General features: G+C 48.0%; 17 protein-coding genes. 3 read left to right on the top strand and 14 right to left on the bottom strand.

The genetic code is table 11. The features are described 5' to 3' along the window. The first annotated feature begins 150 nt into the window (after positions 1–150). The gene (locus tag B9A22_RS25625) at positions 151–321 is read left to right on the top strand and encodes a hypothetical protein (protein ID WP_176215625.1); all 171 of its coding nucleotides are present in this window, start codon (positions 151–153) and stop codon (positions 319–321) included. Positions 322–347: 26 nt separating this feature from the next. Continuing rightward, positions 348–509: a hypothetical protein gene (locus B9A22_RS25620; protein ID WP_176215624.1), complete on the top strand. Its 162-nt coding sequence runs from the start codon at positions 348–350 to the stop codon at positions 507–509. 6 nt (positions 510–515) lie between these two features. Here the strand turns inward: B9A22_RS25620 and B9A22_RS20540 are convergent, their stop codons facing one another. From B9A22_RS20540 to nifH, 11 genes are all read right to left on the bottom strand, one after another. Then, on the bottom strand, positions 516–1358 hold the full coding sequence (locus tag B9A22_RS20540) for a beta/alpha barrel domain-containing protein (protein WP_084577816.1): 843 nt from the start codon (positions 1356–1358) through the stop codon (positions 516–518). Between the two features lie 105 nt (positions 1359–1463). After that, a complete protein-coding gene (locus tag B9A22_RS20535; RefSeq protein WP_084577815.1) occupies positions 1464–2513 on the bottom strand; it encodes a homocitrate synthase/isopropylmalate synthase family protein in 1050 nt (349 codons plus the stop codon). Positions 2514–2520: 7 nt separating this feature from the next. Beyond that, positions 2521–3138 carry a Fe-only nitrogenase accessory AnfO family protein gene (locus B9A22_RS20530; RefSeq protein ID WP_084577814.1) on the bottom strand — a complete coding sequence of 206 codons (618 nt, stop codon included), beginning with the start codon at positions 3136–3138 and terminating at the stop codon, positions 2521–2523. 19 nt (positions 3139–3157) lie between these two features. Next, positions 3158–4402: a nitrogenase cofactor biosynthesis protein NifB gene (nifB, locus tag B9A22_RS20525; RefSeq protein WP_084577813.1), complete on the bottom strand. Its 1245-nt coding sequence runs from the start codon at positions 4400–4402 to the stop codon at positions 3158–3160. Beyond that, entirely contained in the window at positions 4399–5769 is a 1371-nt protein-coding gene (locus B9A22_RS20520; protein WP_084577812.1) for a nitrogenase component 1, read from the bottom strand. Before B9A22_RS20520 ends, nifB begins: the two co-directional genes overlap by 4 nt. A gap of 1 nt (position 5770) precedes the next feature. Then, entirely contained in the window at positions 5771–7126 is a 1356-nt protein-coding gene (gene nifE / locus B9A22_RS20515) for a nitrogenase iron-molybdenum cofactor biosynthesis protein NifE (protein WP_084577811.1), read from the bottom strand. 20 nt (positions 7127–7146) lie between these two features. Continuing rightward, positions 7147–8532 carry a nitrogenase molybdenum-iron protein subunit beta gene (nifK, locus tag B9A22_RS20510; protein WP_084577810.1) on the bottom strand — a complete coding sequence of 462 codons (1386 nt, stop codon included), beginning with the start codon at positions 8530–8532 and terminating at the stop codon, positions 7147–7149. Between the two features lies 1 nt (position 8533). After that, a complete protein-coding gene (gene nifD / locus B9A22_RS20505) occupies positions 8534–10147 on the bottom strand; it encodes a nitrogenase molybdenum-iron protein alpha chain (RefSeq protein ID WP_084577809.1) in 1614 nt (537 codons plus the stop codon). 26 nt (positions 10148–10173) lie between these two features. After that, entirely contained in the window at positions 10174–10581 is a 408-nt protein-coding gene (locus B9A22_RS20500) for a P-II family nitrogen regulator (protein ID WP_084577808.1), read from the bottom strand. Positions 10582–10597: 16 nt separating this feature from the next. Continuing rightward, positions 10598–10924 (bottom strand): P-II family nitrogen regulator, encoded by a 327-nt coding sequence (locus B9A22_RS20495; protein WP_084577807.1) that lies wholly within the window; start codon positions 10922–10924, stop codon positions 10598–10600. Positions 10925–10958: 34 nt separating this feature from the next. Beyond that, the gene (gene nifH, locus B9A22_RS20490; protein ID WP_084577806.1) at positions 10959–11786 is read right to left on the bottom strand and encodes a nitrogenase iron protein; all 828 of its coding nucleotides are present in this window, start codon (positions 11784–11786) and stop codon (positions 10959–10961) included. A gap of 598 nt (positions 11787–12384) precedes the next feature. On the opposite strand from nifH, the gene B9A22_RS20485 reads away from it, so the two are divergent. Further along, positions 12385–12576, top strand: coding sequence for a hypothetical protein (locus B9A22_RS20485; protein ID WP_084577805.1), 192 nt, complete (start codon positions 12385–12387; stop codon positions 12574–12576). A 38-nt stretch (positions 12577–12614) separates the two neighbouring features. On the opposite strand, the gene B9A22_RS20480 is transcribed toward B9A22_RS20485, so the two are convergent. The 3 genes from B9A22_RS20480 to B9A22_RS20470 form a co-directional block, all read right to left on the bottom strand. Beyond that, on the bottom strand, positions 12615–13376 hold the full coding sequence (locus B9A22_RS20480) for a tRNA threonylcarbamoyladenosine dehydratase (protein ID WP_084577832.1): 762 nt from the start codon (positions 13374–13376) through the stop codon (positions 12615–12617). A gap of 305 nt (positions 13377–13681) precedes the next feature. Continuing rightward, positions 13682–14698: a LacI family DNA-binding transcriptional regulator gene (locus B9A22_RS20475; protein WP_084577804.1), complete on the bottom strand. Its 1017-nt coding sequence runs from the start codon at positions 14696–14698 to the stop codon at positions 13682–13684. Positions 14699–14703: 5 nt separating this feature from the next. After that, positions 14704–15726 carry a sugar kinase gene (locus tag B9A22_RS20470; protein ID WP_084577803.1) on the bottom strand — a complete coding sequence of 341 codons (1023 nt, stop codon included), beginning with the start codon at positions 15724–15726 and terminating at the stop codon, positions 14704–14706. Between the last annotated feature and the right edge of the window lie 13 nt (positions 15727–15739).

The raw sequence follows: 15739 nt of genomic DNA, 5'->3' as shown, positions 1-15739 counted from the left end.
TAATTTCTGCAAATAATTTGCGTATCATGAAAAAAATACGGGAAATATAGAGTTGGAATAAAATGTTTTTGAATAATCTGACGATTTGTTTCAAAAACTATCATAAGCGTTATTTTTTTAGCGCGAATATTACCTCCGGAGGTGGGGTTTGTGCTGCAGCACAGGTTTATGGATTGCGATGCTTGCGCTGAAAGCAGTTCTTGTGAGTTTTCCTCAGAGTTCTGCCCCAGAGCCGCGCTTGACCGCAGCCAAGAAAGCGACATAGCTGCCGATCCCGAGTTTAAAAAATACCGGGAATACTACCAGCGTTTCGACAAATAGGTTACTAAAGCAGAGGAGGTAGTGCCGTGAAAACTACGATTAAATATGCTCACGGTAAAGGGTTTAGCAAAAACCTGTCCTCGATTACAGTGCTATCTGGTCCGCGCACTAATCACGAAATCCAGGAAAACATTATAAAAGCCCGTCCGCAAAGACGCACGAACGGGCAGGCACATCAAGCATTTTAGAATGCTCTATAAAGTGTTAGCAGAAAAAGGAAAGCTTCGTCTGTCACTTAAGGCCGCTACTTGGCGGCCTATTTTTTTTACCGCTTCCAAGTCAATCGTACCTGGACATCCATATACCTCTTTAAGCGCGGCTACTACTTCCTCAAGCCCCGCATTTCCTGCCCGCTCCCCAATACCAGCCGCAGTTACACTGGCGAATACAGCCCCGCCCTGTAAGGCAGCTAAGGTATTAGCTGTTGCCAGACCAAAATCATTATGGGCATGAAACTCTATCGGCAGCGGACAACGGGCAGACAAGTCGGCCATTAGCTCCCAGCTGCTAAATGGGTCTAGCAGCCCAACAGTATCGGCAAACCGAATACGCACAGCCCCTAGTCTGGCACTAAGCTCAGCCAGCTCAAGAAACTGCTCAGGATCGGCCCTTGATGCGTCTTCGGCGCCAACCGACACCGAGCAGCCATGGCTTTGTGCCAGAAGGATAGCAGAGGTTAGCTGATTTAGCACCCATTCCCGGCTCTTCTTTAGCTTTCTATGGATATGCAGGTCAGACACTGGTACAGAAATATGCAAAAACTCAAAACCACAGGCGATAGAAGCCTCGATGTCTTCACGGCAGGCGCGGTTCCAGGCAAATACCACTGCCTTTAGCCGTGCATCAAGAATAAGCCTCAAGGCCTCGCCTTCTTCCTGACCCATCGCTGGAGTACCGGCTTCTATCCAGGTTACGCCAGCTTGATCAAGGGCTGTGGCAACAGCCAGTTTTTCCATGGCAGTAAACACAATCCCGGCCGCTTGTTCGCCGTCCCGCAGGGTTGTATCAATAAGGACGCATTGTTTGAGTTCTTGCATATGTCTGCCCCCTTCAGCTTGTTGATAAAGAAAACACGGCTTGCGCCGAGCCTTTGGCGAATGCGGAAGTCGATGTTGCCTTATCCAGGCGGAAAGTCATACTTTCTAACAGGATAAATACAAGCGCTGTAATTCGTCATCAGTAATGGCTGCCCTTTTCCGAACAGCTAACGCTCGTACATGGGTAAGCAGGGCTCTAGTCTCAGCTTCTTCCAGACGTATACCCCAAGTCGCAAATTTTGTTCTCAGAGCCGCAGTTCCTGAATGTTTGCCAATAATAAATTGCCGCCTTAGCCCTACCATTTCTGGCGCAAACGGTTCATATATCCAGGGATCTTTATTAACACCGTCAACATGCAAACCTGACTCATGAGCAAAAATCGCAGGACCAATAATAGCTTTGCTCTCGGCTACACTCAAATTCAACGCTGTCAGGACCTGCCTACAGCCAGCTGCCAAATCTAACGGTATCTCAACAGCTGACCCTGCCAGTTGTTTAGCAGCCATCAACGCCTCTTCCCAGGGAGCAAATCCACCGGCTCCGGCTATTGACGTGTTTATCTGACTAACCCCAGCTTTCAGCGCCGCCAGCGTATTGGCTGTTGCCAAGCCATAGGCATTGCCGGCTTGGATACCAACAGGGCAGTTCAAGCTCTTCTTTAGAACAGTTATTTGCTCAAAGATAGTAAAAGGATTACCTTTACCCGTTCGGTCACCATAAATAACGGTGGTAATGGGATAGCCATTTATTATTGACGCAACAGAACCTAGCTCTGATGCTCTAATGCCGGCTAAGTCTTCTAACAGCAGCGAAGCTCGCAAGCCGCGCCTGCCAGCTTCGACCATAGCCGCTTCGAGCTTCACGCTAAACTCAGCCTGATTAGCAGTGCGGCAGACTAGGACTACCTGCTTGATACCTGCCTGCTCGGCCAACCCAAGTTCACTACCTGATAATTCTAGAATTCCGCAAAGTTCAAGGTGCTTTTGCGTGTCAGCCAAATCCGGATAATACCGGTGCCACTCATCGAGTCCAATGGCAGCCTGCTCAATCCCCAGCGCGGACAGCAGGCCGACAAGCTCTGCAAGCTGTCCGCCGGTATACTGCAGCCTGACAGCTTCATTTAGTGTGTGATCAATCCAGTTTGGCCTGCTCATATACAACTCACCCGCAACTTTGTTTTTTTATTACCAGCTTAACCCCATTTACTTGCTTCTCGGCTTTACAGTCAAAGCGTCCGCATGCCCATTCAGTCTCCAACCAGGGTGGAATGTGGCTGCACAAGACCTCTACCTGATAGAAGTTACCACTCAGCAGCGGTTGTAACACTTGCTTGGAGGTTAGTCCGCCGCCGCTTTGCTGAACATCCTTCAGTGACACTTGGTAGCAGCCTGGCCCTGTCTCAACGATGGCTGGCGCTGGAGCTGCGGCAGGCGCTGGCTGGCGAGCGGCAAGCTCTTCCTGCACTAAAACATATTCCAGAAAGTCGGTTGGTCTGCCACTAAACTCCCAAATACTAAAGTCAGCCTGTTCAAGCTCTTTATATAACAGACCAGATACTGCACGGGCAACAAATACCCGGCATTGACCTAATACTTCAATCATCGCCGCTAATTGCCGCCGCACTCCGGCCATGCCGCTTGTATGATTAAGGCAAAACGCTGTCTCGCCAACCTGCTGCCACTTTCCCTGCTGGCGGCGGTAAACAACTACTTTTCCTGGTTCCTCCAGGGCGGCAGTACTGCCATTCCCGCCAATAAACACTGCGATTTCCCGCGCCATTTTCCTTCCTCCCTTACAGCTAGACCGCTGCGGCCGCTTTTAAATCAAGCTGCTCTGCGGCGTAGCAAAGCCCACTTTCCACCGTATAGCAATATTCGACCGACATGATGCCCCGCTTTAGCAGACGCTTTTGGGCCTGATAGCCAATCCGCATGGTCAATACAGCGTCACAGTCGCTCAAAGCTGTCAGCAGCGCTTCTCGCCGCTCATCCTCGCTGGCACATTCCACATTGCCTGTGCAGTATTTTTCCAACTGACGTGTCTCCACAAGCGCATACCGGCTGCCATTAACCTGATATATCTTAAATTCTTCAGCTTGACCGAAATGCAAATCAACCAATTTATCTGATTTGGTGGTAACAGCAACCTTATAATGAGCGATAAACGGCGCTGGCTTGGGGGTAACAGGCTCAACCTGGCTGGCACAGCTTCTAAACTCGTTAGCACGGTCTTGGCCTAACAGGCCGATAGCATCTGCCCGGCACTGCCGGCAATGAGTCATTTGTTTCAATTCACCGGCACAGCTGGCCCGAAGCTCATTAACATCACGCATATTTGTCGCTGGCAGACCGGAAAACACGCTGCCAGGTGCCGGAATAAAGGGCATGATATTTGTCATACAGGCCCCCAGCTGTTTTACCTTGCTGACAACATCAGGTATATGCCAGTCGTTGACCAGTTTAATCATGACAATATTTACTTTGACAGTAGCGCCATGGCCGGCCAGATACATAATCCCTTCCTGCTGGTTATGCAAAAGAATCTCCGAACCCTCAATGCCGACATAACGTTTGCCCTGATAATTCACTGTCCCATAGATTTGCGCCCCAACAGCAGGATCAATACAGTTCACCGTTACGGTAACATGTTTTACTCCAAGCTTGATTAACGCCGGAGCATATTCAGGCAATAACAGCCCATTTGTTGACAGACAAAATATCATGCCCGGATCAACTTGCTTTATGAGCTCAATAGTCTCCCTGGTTTCGTCCCAGTTGGCCAAAGCATCACCAGGGCCAGCAATACCGACAACACTGAGATTAGGAATCTCAGCTTTAACCCGTTCAAATTTTTCTTTGGCCTCAACCGCCGACAGCACCTCGCTGGTTACCCCTGGGCGGCTTTCGTTAACACAGTCAAACTTGCGGCTGCAGTAGTTACAGCTAATATTACACCGGGGCGCCACCGGCAGATGCATGCGAGCATATTGATGCTGGGCGTTAGCAGAAAAGCAAGGATGTTTATCGGTAAGCACACTCGTCATAGGAGTGGCCACCCCCTTTCTTGGAGTTCAATTTTCGGCTGTTCAGGCTGTTCGAAATACTTATTAAACATATTCTTGCGGTAATTTTTATACTTATCTTCCAGCAGGGTGTTTGTCACCCGATCCAAGAGAAGTGTTGTTCCGCTATACCCTATGGATAAGAGGCGTTGTCCCCCCACCCGGTCATGGATGGGAAAGCCTAAACGAACCAGAGAAATATCATCCCGTTCGGTAAGAAACCGTCCGTCCGAATGACCGATGGCAATATTCACATTGCCATCTTTGGCATGTGTGCGTACTAAGTTAAAGTCAGGGTCTGACAGCACAACGGTTTCAGCTGTCATCTCAGTCTGAGGAAGCAGCTTAGCAAGGTTGCCATTTTTATCTCCGGTTACCACGACCGGCTGAATGCCATTTTCCAGACAGAGCTGCGTCACGGCATATACCAAGTCCGGATCACCAAAAATAGCGCACCGCCCGGCAAAATTATATTTATGCGAATCAATCATGGCGTCAATGAGCCGCCCCCGCTCACGCTCAATCGCTGGCGGCCAGCTTTTGCCGCTGATGGTCTCAAGGACTGCCATAAAGGCATCGGTGTTTTCAATTCCAATCGGAATAGGTACAGTATAGAGTGGTACGCCAAAAGCATCTTGTAAATACCTGCCAGGTGATACACTACCATCTACTGTGACCCCCAGCTCGATTGTCGCTGGCGCTCCCCCCATCAGGCAAATATCAGCAACAGGGGTGCCGCCTACCGGCACCTTACTGTAGTTGGGAAGATAGGGCTGATCCAGTGTATCCGAAATATCCGGACACAGTGTATACTCGATATCCATAGCAGCCAGCAAACGTTTCAGCTCGCGAATATCTGCCGGACTCATGTTGGGAACAAACACATTGATCTTGTTATGTGATTCAGTCTTGGTTGCCAATGTCTCAACTAGCTGCCTGACTGTCAGCCAGTAGCCCTCACTGTGGCTGCCGCCATAACCAGGCGTATTCGCCGCGACGATGGGCATAGCCAGACTCTTTTCCTGCCTGTAGTCTTTGACTATTCTGGCGATGTCTTCGCCTATGGTTTCTGCCAGACAAGTAGTAACAACGCCGATTATCCCGGGCTGATACACCCTAATAATATTATCAAGCGCCTGGCGCAGGTTGCTTTCACCGCCATATACTGTTCCTTTTTCATTGAGGGAAGAGGAGCCGACATCGATAGGCTCGTTGAAATGTTCAGCTATATGCCGCCGCATATAGGTGCTGCAGCCTTGTGACCCATGCACAATTACCATGGCATTTTCAATGCCTTTGAGCGCCAAAATCCCGCCCATAGGCATACACATATGACAAGGGTTTTCCATATCAGCCACCTCCTTTAGGGACAGTATAGCGCCATACCGGCGAACACACGGTAGAGTACACTTCCTTCGCAAAATTAATGGCACCGTCATAACCGCTCAGGGGATGTTTGCGGTCATGGTTATGATCAATAAAGGCCAGCCCCAGCTTATAGGCCAGCGGCCGTTCTTTGACGCCACCAACCAAGAGATGTGCTCCCTGGCTGGTCATAAACCGTTCCAATTCTGCCGGATTGGCATCATCCAAAATGACTGTACCATCTGTAACCAGCTCATGAATGGTCTCATAGTCTTCACGCTGTCCGGTCTGGGTACCAACCATCACAACCTCTATGCCGATTTCACGGAATTGCTTGATCAGCGAGATGGCCTTGAAGCCTCCACCAACATAGACGGCTGCTTTTTTTCCTTCCAGCTTTTCCCGGTACTTGTTGATAACCGGCATCACTCGATCAGTCTCCCGCCGAATAAGTACCTCAGCCCTGGCCCTGATCTCACCGCCGCCCATCGCGTCAGCAATATTGCGCAGTGAGTTAGATGTATCCTCTACCCCCAGAAACGACACCTGCATATAAGGGATACCGTACAGTTCCTGCAGCTTGCCAGCCAGGTAGTTCATTGAGCCGGCACACTGTACAATATTAAGGGATACCTTAGCCGCTGTTTTGAGCGCAGTACTAGTCGAATCGCCAGTAAACACCGTGTTGACCTTGACACCTAATTGGGCAAGATAGTTTTTGATAATCCAGGCTTCACCGGCCAGATTGAAATCACCCATGTAGTTTAGTGTCTTGCTGGCGGCCGCTTCGGGCCGGTCAACCGGATCTATGAGTGTTAACAATGCCTCACAGGCTGCCCGGTAACCGGCTGATTTGTTGCCAATAAAGCCGCTTGATTCTACAGGAATGACCTCAATATTGTGGCGGCTGGCCGCTGCCTTGCATATGGCTTTTAGGTCATCGCCAATTACACCAACAATGCAAGTAGAATATACAAATACTAATTTTGGCTGGTATTTTGCTACAAGTTCATCAATCGTCCTGGCCAGTTTCTTTTCCCCGCCGAAGATGATATCCTGTTCACGTAAGTCGGTAGAAAAACTATTGCGGTAAAGCTCTGAGCCACTTGACAGGCTGCCGCGGATGTCCCAGGTATAGCTAGCACAGCCAACTGGGCCATGTACCAGATGGATGGCATCAGTAACTGGATTTAAAACCACTCTGGCACCACAGTACACACAAGCCCGCTGACTGACACAGCCAGCAATGCTGTCCGCATCGCACTTTACTGTATTTTTGCGCCGTCCTTTAGTAGCAATAAATTCTTCTCTTGCATTAATGGCTGCAGCCGTCTCGCTCATGCGCTTTACCTCCAATCTATTTACATAACAAGTTCGAAATCTTCGTCAGCAGCATCACGGTCAGCCCGCTCTAAGAGCGCCCCGCTGATGCTCTCAATTAGCCGCATAGCTCCCCGATAGCCAACAATCGGCAAATAGGAATGTACACTGCGATCCAGGACAGGGAACCCGACCCGTACTAAGGGAATGTCCTCAGCGCGTGCAATATATTTGCCATAGGTGTTACCAATTATAAGATCTACTGGCTGATTCTTGATCCACTGGTGTAAAGTAAATAAGTCCCCACCAGCTTTAACATTAGCCGTAATTTTGGCCTGGGATATCATCTCATTGACGTCATCTTCAAAACTGCCGACAGATGAACCCATGGCGCCTCCTGGTGTCCCTGTCAGGATGTGCAGTGGCACCATACCCAGGCTTAGGACAAATTCAGTAAGCCCTGTAACAATATCAGGATCACCAAAGATGGCCACTGTTTTGCCATGGAAGTGGAAGTGGGTGTCTGTCATAATGTCTACTAACTGGCCCCGTTCTTCTTCAAGCTCTGCTGGCACATCCTGGGCAAAGGCCCGGCGCAGGGTTAACAGCATGGCGTCTGTCGCCTTAATACCAATCGGCGTCTTGAGGGCTGTTGATGGGACTTGACATTTTTTCGTCAGCGCTTCAGCCGCATCATTAGAGGCAAACCGGCCAAGAGCCAGGGTCAATTTGGAATTACCACTGTCTTTGATCTGGGCCACAGTAGCCCCGCCTTTTGGGTACATGGAAAACTTCCCTGTCATCGGCGCATCCATAACCCCTGAAGTATCAGGGAACATGATAAACTTGATGCCCATCGCCTTGACAAGCCGCTTAATCTCCCGCATATCGCCAGGATTAACAAACCCTGGAATGATGTTTACTTGTTCCTTTTTTGCTGAAGAAGTTGCCTCGGCAATATAGGTAACCATGCCTTTGGTCATATTGGAAAAACCAGTAATATGGGAGCCCTGATAGCTGGGAGTGTTGGCGTGGATGACCAGCTTACCTTCGGGAACTTCAGCAGACTTAATAATACTGGGGATATCATCGCCGATGGTCTCAGTCAAACAAGTGGTATGAATGGCCATAACCTCGGGATTATATATAGAAAAAACGTTTTTAATCGATGTTTTTAGGTTTGCACCACCGCCAAATACTGAAGCACCTTCGGTAAAGCTTGAGGTAGATGCCATGGCTGGTTCGCGGAAATGGCGGGATAGGTGCATACGATGGAAAGAACAGCAGCCCTGCGAGCCATGACTATGCGGCAGGCAGCTATGAATCCCGAGTGCGGCGTACATGGCCCCAATAGGCTGACAAGTTTTTGCTGGGTTAATTACTGCGCCATGACGTTGTTTTATCTCTTTTGGTGTACAGTCTAACATATTAGGCCACTCCTTCCTCGTTTACAGTACCGCTTAAGAGGGGTTCATCCTGCCAGGGCGGAACAATATAATTCCAGGTGGGGGAAGCAAAACCCATACTTACGTCTCTGGCGAAATTTACTGCGCCATTAAAACCGGCATAAGGGCCGCTGTAGTCGTATGAATGAAGCTGTTTTGCCGGGATGCCCATCTTTTGAATCACATATTTATCTTTAATCCCTGAGGCAAAAATATCGGGTTTCAGGATCTTAATAAACTCTTCTGTCTCAAAATGATTGAGGTCATCGACAATGATACTGCCATCCTTCATTTCTGCATTCATACCGGCATAATAGCTGAGTGGAATCTTTTTCTTCAGTTCTTCCATCTTTTCTGGGGATACTTTCAGACGAAAACGCCGTTCGTCAGTGGTAACATGCAGTTCAGGAATATTCTTGGTATCAGCATCGGTTTTAATAGTGGGAATTACTTCACGCCCCTCATAGTCGTCCCGGTGCGCAAATTCATAGCCAGCCAATACGGTTTCGATACCTAATTCAGCAAAGAGCCCCTGGTAATGATGACCGCGGGAGCCACCCACAAAGCAGAAGGCTGTTTTGCCGTCGCAAATCTTTTTGTACTGATCCATCAAGGGTTCAACGCGAGCCACTTCCCGGGCGATGACTTCCTCGGTTTTTTCAATCAGCGCCTGATCACCAAAGTATTGAGCCATGTTTCGCAGGGAATCAATGGTGCCATTGACACCAATAAAGTTCACTTTAAGCCACGGGGTTCCATATTTGGTCTCCAACATCTCGGCAATATAGTTGATCGAGCGGTGGCACTGCACCAGGTTAAGTTCTGCCGTATGCGCGTTTCTTAGATCTTTGTAAGACCCATCACCAGTCATAACCGATACAATGGTATAGCCGATTTCTTTGAGGACTCGTTCAATCTCCCAGCTATCGCCACCGATGTTATACTCCCCGAGGATATTGATTGCATATTTGCCAGGAGCCTCTTCCATATCTGAGGCGCCGATTACCTTGTCCATAAGGATGTTGTTGGCAATATGATGACCTGCAGACTGGCTGACGCCTTTATAACCTTCGCAGCTAAACGATAGTACTGGAATGCCGTGACGGCCCTCTGCCGCTTTGGCTACTGCGCCCACATCGTCGCCGATAAGCCCTACCGGGCAGGTAGCAGAAACCGTGATAGCCTTGGGATGAAAGATATCCACGATATCATCAATTACTTTTGCCAGCTTTTTTTCGCCACCAAACACAATGTCACTTTCCTGCATATCTGTAGAGAAGCTATAGTTGAGGAAGTACTGGCTTGGATCATCTGTCTTGGCCTTATTGCGGCGCGTGCCCCAGGTATAGTACGCACAACCAATGGGACCATGGGTTATATGAACCATATCTTTAATCGGGCCAAGCACTACGCCTTTACAGCCGGCATAGGCACAGCCGCGGTTGGTGATTATGCCAGGAACAGTTCGGGTGTTGGCTTCTATAATTTGAGGCGGTTGCCCGCTATCTTTAATTAAAATGTGCTTTCTCCGGTTTTTCTGGACTTTGGAAGGATATTGGTCTAGAATTTCTTGTAATTCTTTTTCAGTAACAGCCATGCTGCTTACCCCCTTTACTTTTGCTATTAGACTGCTTCTTCACCGGACTCGCCTGTACGAACCCGGATTGCATCCAGCATCGGCACGACAATGATTTTTCCGTCTCCCACCTGATTCTCAGTCCTGTTGGCTTTCGTAATAGCCTCGATAATTGTAGGAACATCTTCGTCATGAGCCAGGATGGTAAATAACCGCCGGGGGAACAACCGGTGCCCGTCAAGAAACCCATCAATCAGCATCTCGGCGTCTTGCTCATCAGCACCAGCCATGGCCATCATCTTAGCCTTCCGTTCGGCCACAACCGTTGGGTCATCGATCAGTTTACCTCGCCCCATAACCTTAAAGGCGGTGAAACCGGCCACGCCGGCTTCTACCAGGGCTTTCTTCGTAGCACCTGTTTTATTCATGCGTACAATCGCAATAATCTCTTTCATGGTACCAGCCCTCCTTTTACAGTTCTTTCATGCCGCTTGATACGGTATATACCTCTGAAACGGGGCTGACAAAAATTTTGCCGTCGCCATAGGCTCCCTTTTCACCTGTTTTGGCCGCTTCCATAATAACCTTAACAATTTCCTGCTTGTATTCTGCCCGTACAGCCATTAACAAGAGGGATTTGGGGATTTCATCGTATACGACACCGCCAATTTTTATGCCCTTTTGCTTGCCACGTCCCACAACATCCACAACAGTAACAGCGTTAAATCCAGCTTCTGATAATGCGGCCAGTACTTCGTCTTTCTTGTCCGGTCTAATGATAGCTCTGATTAATATCACAACATTCACTCCTTCAAATTATTGTCAGTTAGATTTAGGCAATAGCATCAAGAAAACCATGCTGCATCATCAATTCTTCCAGACGATCCTGGGTCATAGGTTTAGGGATGACAAACATTTTGTTCTCGTCAATGGCTTTAGCCAGGTTACGGTATTCCTCGGCTTGCCCAGCCTCAGGTTCAAAGTGAACGACTGTCTTTTTGTTAATTTCAGCCCGTTGGACAACATTATCACGCGGAACAAAGTAAATGAGCTGTGAACCAAGTTCTTCGGCAAATGCTTTTAAAAGAGGTAATTCATTATCTACTTTCCGGCTGTTGCAAATGATGCCGCCGAGCCGGACTTTACCGGAAGTGGCATACTTTTGAATGCCTTTGGCAATGTTGTTAGCCGCATAGAGGGCCATCAATTCGCCTGATGCTACAATATATATTTCTTCGGCTTTGCCTTCACGGATCGGCATCGCAAATCCGCCGCAGACAACGTCGCCTAAAACGTCATAAAACACATAGTCAAGTTCAGGAGTATAAGCGCCCAGTGATTCAAGCATATTGATGGAGGTAATGATACCGCGGCCAGCGCAGCCTACACCAGGTTCAGGACCGCCTGATTCAACACACATGGTGTTTTTAAAGCCTGGCTTTAAAATATCATCAAGATCAATATCATCGCCTTCATCACGTAGTGTATCAAGTACTGTCTTTTGACAAAGTCCGTTTAGTAGTAATCGGGTTGAGTCGGCCTTAGGATCACAGCCAACCACCATTATATGTTTTCCAGCCTCAGCCAATGCGGCCACCGTGTTTTGCGTAGTTGTGGATTTACCAATACCGCCTTTACCATAAATAGCTACCTGTCTCATAAGAATTCCTCCCTAATTTTTTTTTGTTAAATAACTGATTTGGTTTTGGCGGGTTTATTGAAAAATAGTAGAGCTTCGACTATAATGAGATTGGGCATGTCAATAAACCCTTGCCGCCACTTGGGGAATGCGATTTGCCTTGGCTTCACGAGTACTCGTAATACGCGTGAAGCCTTTTATTATCCTAGACAGCCCATCACCTCCTTACTAATGCTAAAAAAAGACAAGGGCCTACCGCATTAAATAAATGCGATAAGCCTCATTGCTTTTAAGTCATATTCCTCTAAAAAAACACAAAAGCTATGGGCAGAAATTCTGCTCCATAGCGCCATTGCTGATGACCAATATTTGATATACCCCACTATAACATAGATGATTCCGCTCTGCAATAGCTCAGGATATTTTCGCAAAATTAAGTTTTCTACAATTTGGAAATACCACAATTTAGGATGCTACAATTTGTTATTGCATTTCCATAAATATCCCGCTATAATCCTAAATGACATTGATATCTATGGTGACTGGTTGCAGCCGACCAACATCGCTCTGCCGTTAGCAGACAATCTAATTACTTAATTAATGAATGGAGGCTATCCTATTGGAATCGAATAAAGATGCCGTACATGAACTCTTAACGGCCATCGTATCTTCACTTAATAACACCCTCTATGACCTAGCTGCTGATAATGAAAAAGCTGGGAGCAAGGTAACAGCCAAACGCCTGGAGTTTTCACGGCAGAAGGTCATGACTGCGTGGGAAGTATATAATCAAAAACGAACAAAAGAATAAAAGAAGCTTTATGGGCACTTCGCCCATAAAGCTTCTTTTTACACTCTGCCGAAAACAATATCCTTAACCACTTCGCCTGCAATGATTAGGCCAACTACTGACGGCACAAAGGCAATACTGCCCGGAATATGGCGCCGGGTTGTGCATTTGCGCGTTGTACCCTGCGGGCAGACACACCCAATATTACAACTGGTACTTTCTGTTTCAATCGGCGTAAGTGGTTCTTCCTTAGAGTAGACTACCTTAAGTGCAGTGATTCCACGCTTCCTGAGCTCTTGCCTCATGACTTTGGCCAGCGGACAAACCGAGGTTTTGAAGATATCGGCCACTTCGAACCGGGTTGGATCAAGTTTATTACCGGCTCCCATAGAGGAGATGACCGGGATATTTCTGGCCTTTGCGCGAATAACCAGGTCAAGCTTGCCAGTAACAGTATCGATGGCATCAACGATATAATTGTAGTCATCAGCAAACATTCTCTCGGCAGTCTCTGGCAGATAGAACTCCTGAAAGATAGTCACTTCTGCCTTGGGGTTTATTTCGAGAATGCGATCACGCATTACCTCAACCTTAGGTTTACCGATTGTCTTCCTCGTTGCATGTAATTGCCGGTTAATATTAGTCAGGCAAATACAATCATCATCCACCAGCACAAACTTGCCCACACCTGAGCGGACCAAGCCTTCAACAACAAAAGTACCTACTCCGCCAATACCGAAAACGGCTACCTTGCTTTGTGCTAGTTTTTGCAGGCCCTCTGCGCCAATTAGCAGTTCTGTCCGGGAAAACTCATGCAGCATATTGTCACCCTTTACATCCATTCGTCTATGCGTTTTATTAGTGTAGCAAAATTCCCCAGACCAGTCAACCGCCCACCACCGCTTACTTGCGGGAAACGCGGGGTTTAATCGTTTTACCGCATTTCGGGCAAACATGAATTCCGTCCTGATCAACTTCCATTATGGCGCCGCACTGAAAATGCACTAACATCCTGCCACCTCCTAAATTAATGACCACAATAAACAGTATATGAGGTTAGGAGGAAATTAGACCAAAACATTTCAGGAAAAAAAAGCCTTCCGGCAATACCGGAAAGCTCTTGATGCTACTCGCCACACGACTTGCGCTTGATTAACTCCGGCTCAAACATAACAGTTGCCGGTTTTTGGGAAGGCCGTACAGCTTTTAGTCGTTTTATCAGCATTGAGGCCGCTTTATTACCCATGGCATATACAGGCTGGGCAATAACAGTAACCGGCGGATCAATTAGTTCTGCCCAATCCCAGTCATCAAAGCCAAGCACACTGACTTCTGCAGGAACAGTAATCCCGAGTTTTTTTAAGACTCTAACTACTGACATGGTAATCAGATTATTGGCACAAAAAATCCCTGTCGGCTTATCATCCCTGGCTCCAACGCCAACTAGTTCTTGCAATTTAGCAATAATCTCGGTTTCCTCAATACCAGTACGTATCAGCCAATCTTCCCGGAAGGGCAAGCCGTGGTCAGCCAAAGCGGCTTGATAGGCTTGTACCCTCTCCAGGCGGGGACTGACGTGATCGTACGGCAGAGTGAACATGGCAATCCGGCGATGGCCTAACCTGACCATATGGTCGATGGCCTGGCGGACGCCACTGGCACTGTCCACAGTCACAGTGTCTATACCAATCTCAGGAACTTTTCGATCGATAAGGACAATCGGGGTATGCTGGTTAACCTGGGCAATAAGGTCATTGTTGCAGCCGGTAGTATTAATAATTAAACCGTCAACCTGCTTATCTGCCAGCATGTTGACATAGTCACGTTCTTTGGCAGGATCATCATCGGCATTGCACAGGATAAGGTTAAAACCGGCTTCTTGCAGCGTATCTTCAATTCCCCGGATAATACTGGTAGAAAAGGGATTCAAGATATTAGCGACAATAGCCCCTACTGTGTGGGTGCGTTTTTGCTTGAGGCTGCGGGCCAGCGTATTAGGCCGATAGTCAAGCTCAGCAATAACTTGGGCAATACGGTCACGGGTATCTGCTCCCATATGGTCATACAAACCATTTAGATACCTTGATACCGTACTTTTGGATACACCCGATCTCCTGGCAACCTCTGCAATGGTAACAGACATTTTTGTTACCGTTGTACGCGTCCTGAACCGTCGCCACCCATTAGCGCCTTGACTTCGCTAACAGTAACATGGTTATGGTCGCCTTCAATGGTGTGCTTGAGGCAGGAAGCAGCTACAGCAAACTCAAGCGCATCAGCATTCGAGTAATTGTTCATCATGGCATAGATCAAGCCGCCGCCAAAGGAATCGCCACCGCCAACGCGGTCAACAATGTGGATGGCATAATTGCGGGAGAAGTAGAACTCATTATCTTTATACAACATAGCCGCCCAGTTGTTATCAGAAGCCGAGATGCTGCCGCGCAGGGTGATGGCAACAGCTTTAAACCCAAAGCGTTCTTTAAGTTTCATAGCAACATCTTTGTAGCCTTCGTGGCTGAGCTTGCCGCCGGTAATGTCGGTGTTATCTGCTTTAATGCCGAATACTTTTTCAGCATCTTCTTCGTTAGCAATACATACGTCCACATAAGGCATAAACTGAGCCATAACCTGGCCAGCTTTTTCACTTGTCCACAGATTTTTGCGGAAGTTGAGGTCGCAGCTTGTAGTCAGCCCGACTTCTTTAGCAGCTTTACAAGCCTCCAACACACACTCGGCTACATTGTCGCCCAGGGCTGGGGTAATGCCGGTAAAATGGAACCAGGTAGCGCCTTCGAAGATTTTTTTCCAGTCAAAATCTCCTTTTTGGGCACCGGAAATAGAGGAATGAGCGCGATCATAGACTACCTTGGACGGACGCTGGGAAGCACCCTTTTCGCAGAAATAGATGCCCAGACGTTCGCCGCCGCGAATCATTTGGCTAGTGTCAACACCGTAGCGGCGCATTTCGTTAACAGCCGCCTGGCCGATGGGATTATTAGGAACTTTGGTGACAAATAATGCATTTTCGCCATAATTGGCCAGGGATACGCACACGTTGGCCTCGCCGCCGCCATAGACAGCCTCAAAGCTAGGGGTTTGCTCAAAACGCTGGTAACCAACAGGAGCCAGACGGAGCATAATTTCACCAAAACATACTACTTTTTTCATGTCTACACCTCTT

The sequence above is a fragment of the Sporomusa malonica genome, from assembly GCF_900176355.1.
GTDB classification, from domain to species: Bacteria; Bacillota; Negativicutes; order Sporomusales; family Sporomusaceae; genus Sporomusa; species Sporomusa malonica.
Note: the sequence above shows the minus strand (reverse complement) of the source record. Positions and strands in the feature narration are given on the sequence as shown.

Excerpts from the sequence above, each read along its gene's own strand:
- nifD (WP_084577809.1), bottom strand. The coding sequence starts at position 10,147 with ATGGCTGTTACTGAAAAAGAATTACAAGAAATTCTAGACCAATATCCT.
- B9A22_RS20530 (WP_084577814.1), bottom strand. The coding sequence starts at position 3,138 with ATGGCGCGGGAAATCGCAGTGTTTATTGGCGGGAATGGCAGTACTGCC.
- nifE (WP_084577811.1), bottom strand. The coding sequence starts at position 7,126 with ATGAGCGAGACGGCTGCAGCCATTAATGCAAGAGAAGAATTTATTGCT.
- B9A22_RS20470 (WP_084577803.1), bottom strand. The coding sequence starts at position 15,726 with ATGAAAAAAGTAGTATGTTTTGGTGAAATTATGCTCCGTCTGGCTCCT.
- B9A22_RS20540 (WP_084577816.1), bottom strand. The coding sequence starts at position 1,358 with ATGCAAGAACTCAAACAATGCGTCCTTATTGATACAACCCTGCGGGAC.
- B9A22_RS20535 (WP_084577815.1), bottom strand. The coding sequence starts at position 2,513 with ATGAGCAGGCCAAACTGGATTGATCACACACTAAATGAAGCTGTCAGG.
- B9A22_RS20520 (WP_084577812.1), bottom strand. The coding sequence starts at position 5,769 with ATGGAAAACCCTTGTCATATGTGTATGCCTATGGGCGGGATTTTGGCG.
- B9A22_RS20475 (WP_084577804.1), bottom strand. The coding sequence starts at position 14,698 with ATGTCTGTTACCATTGCAGAGGTTGCCAGGAGATCGGGTGTATCCAAA.
- nifH (WP_084577806.1), bottom strand. The coding sequence starts at position 11,786 with ATGAGACAGGTAGCTATTTATGGTAAAGGCGGTATTGGTAAATCCACA.
- nifK (WP_084577810.1), bottom strand. The coding sequence starts at position 8,532 with ATGTTAGACTGTACACCAAAAGAGATAAAACAACGTCATGGCGCAGTA.
- B9A22_RS20480 (WP_084577832.1), bottom strand. The coding sequence starts at position 13,376 with ATGCTGCATGAGTTTTCCCGGACAGAACTGCTAATTGGCGCAGAGGGC.
- B9A22_RS20500 (WP_084577808.1), bottom strand. The coding sequence starts at position 10,581 with ATGAAAGAGATTATTGCGATTGTACGCATGAATAAAACAGGTGCTACG.
- nifB (WP_084577813.1), bottom strand. The coding sequence starts at position 4,402 with ATGACGAGTGTGCTTACCGATAAACATCCTTGCTTTTCTGCTAACGCC.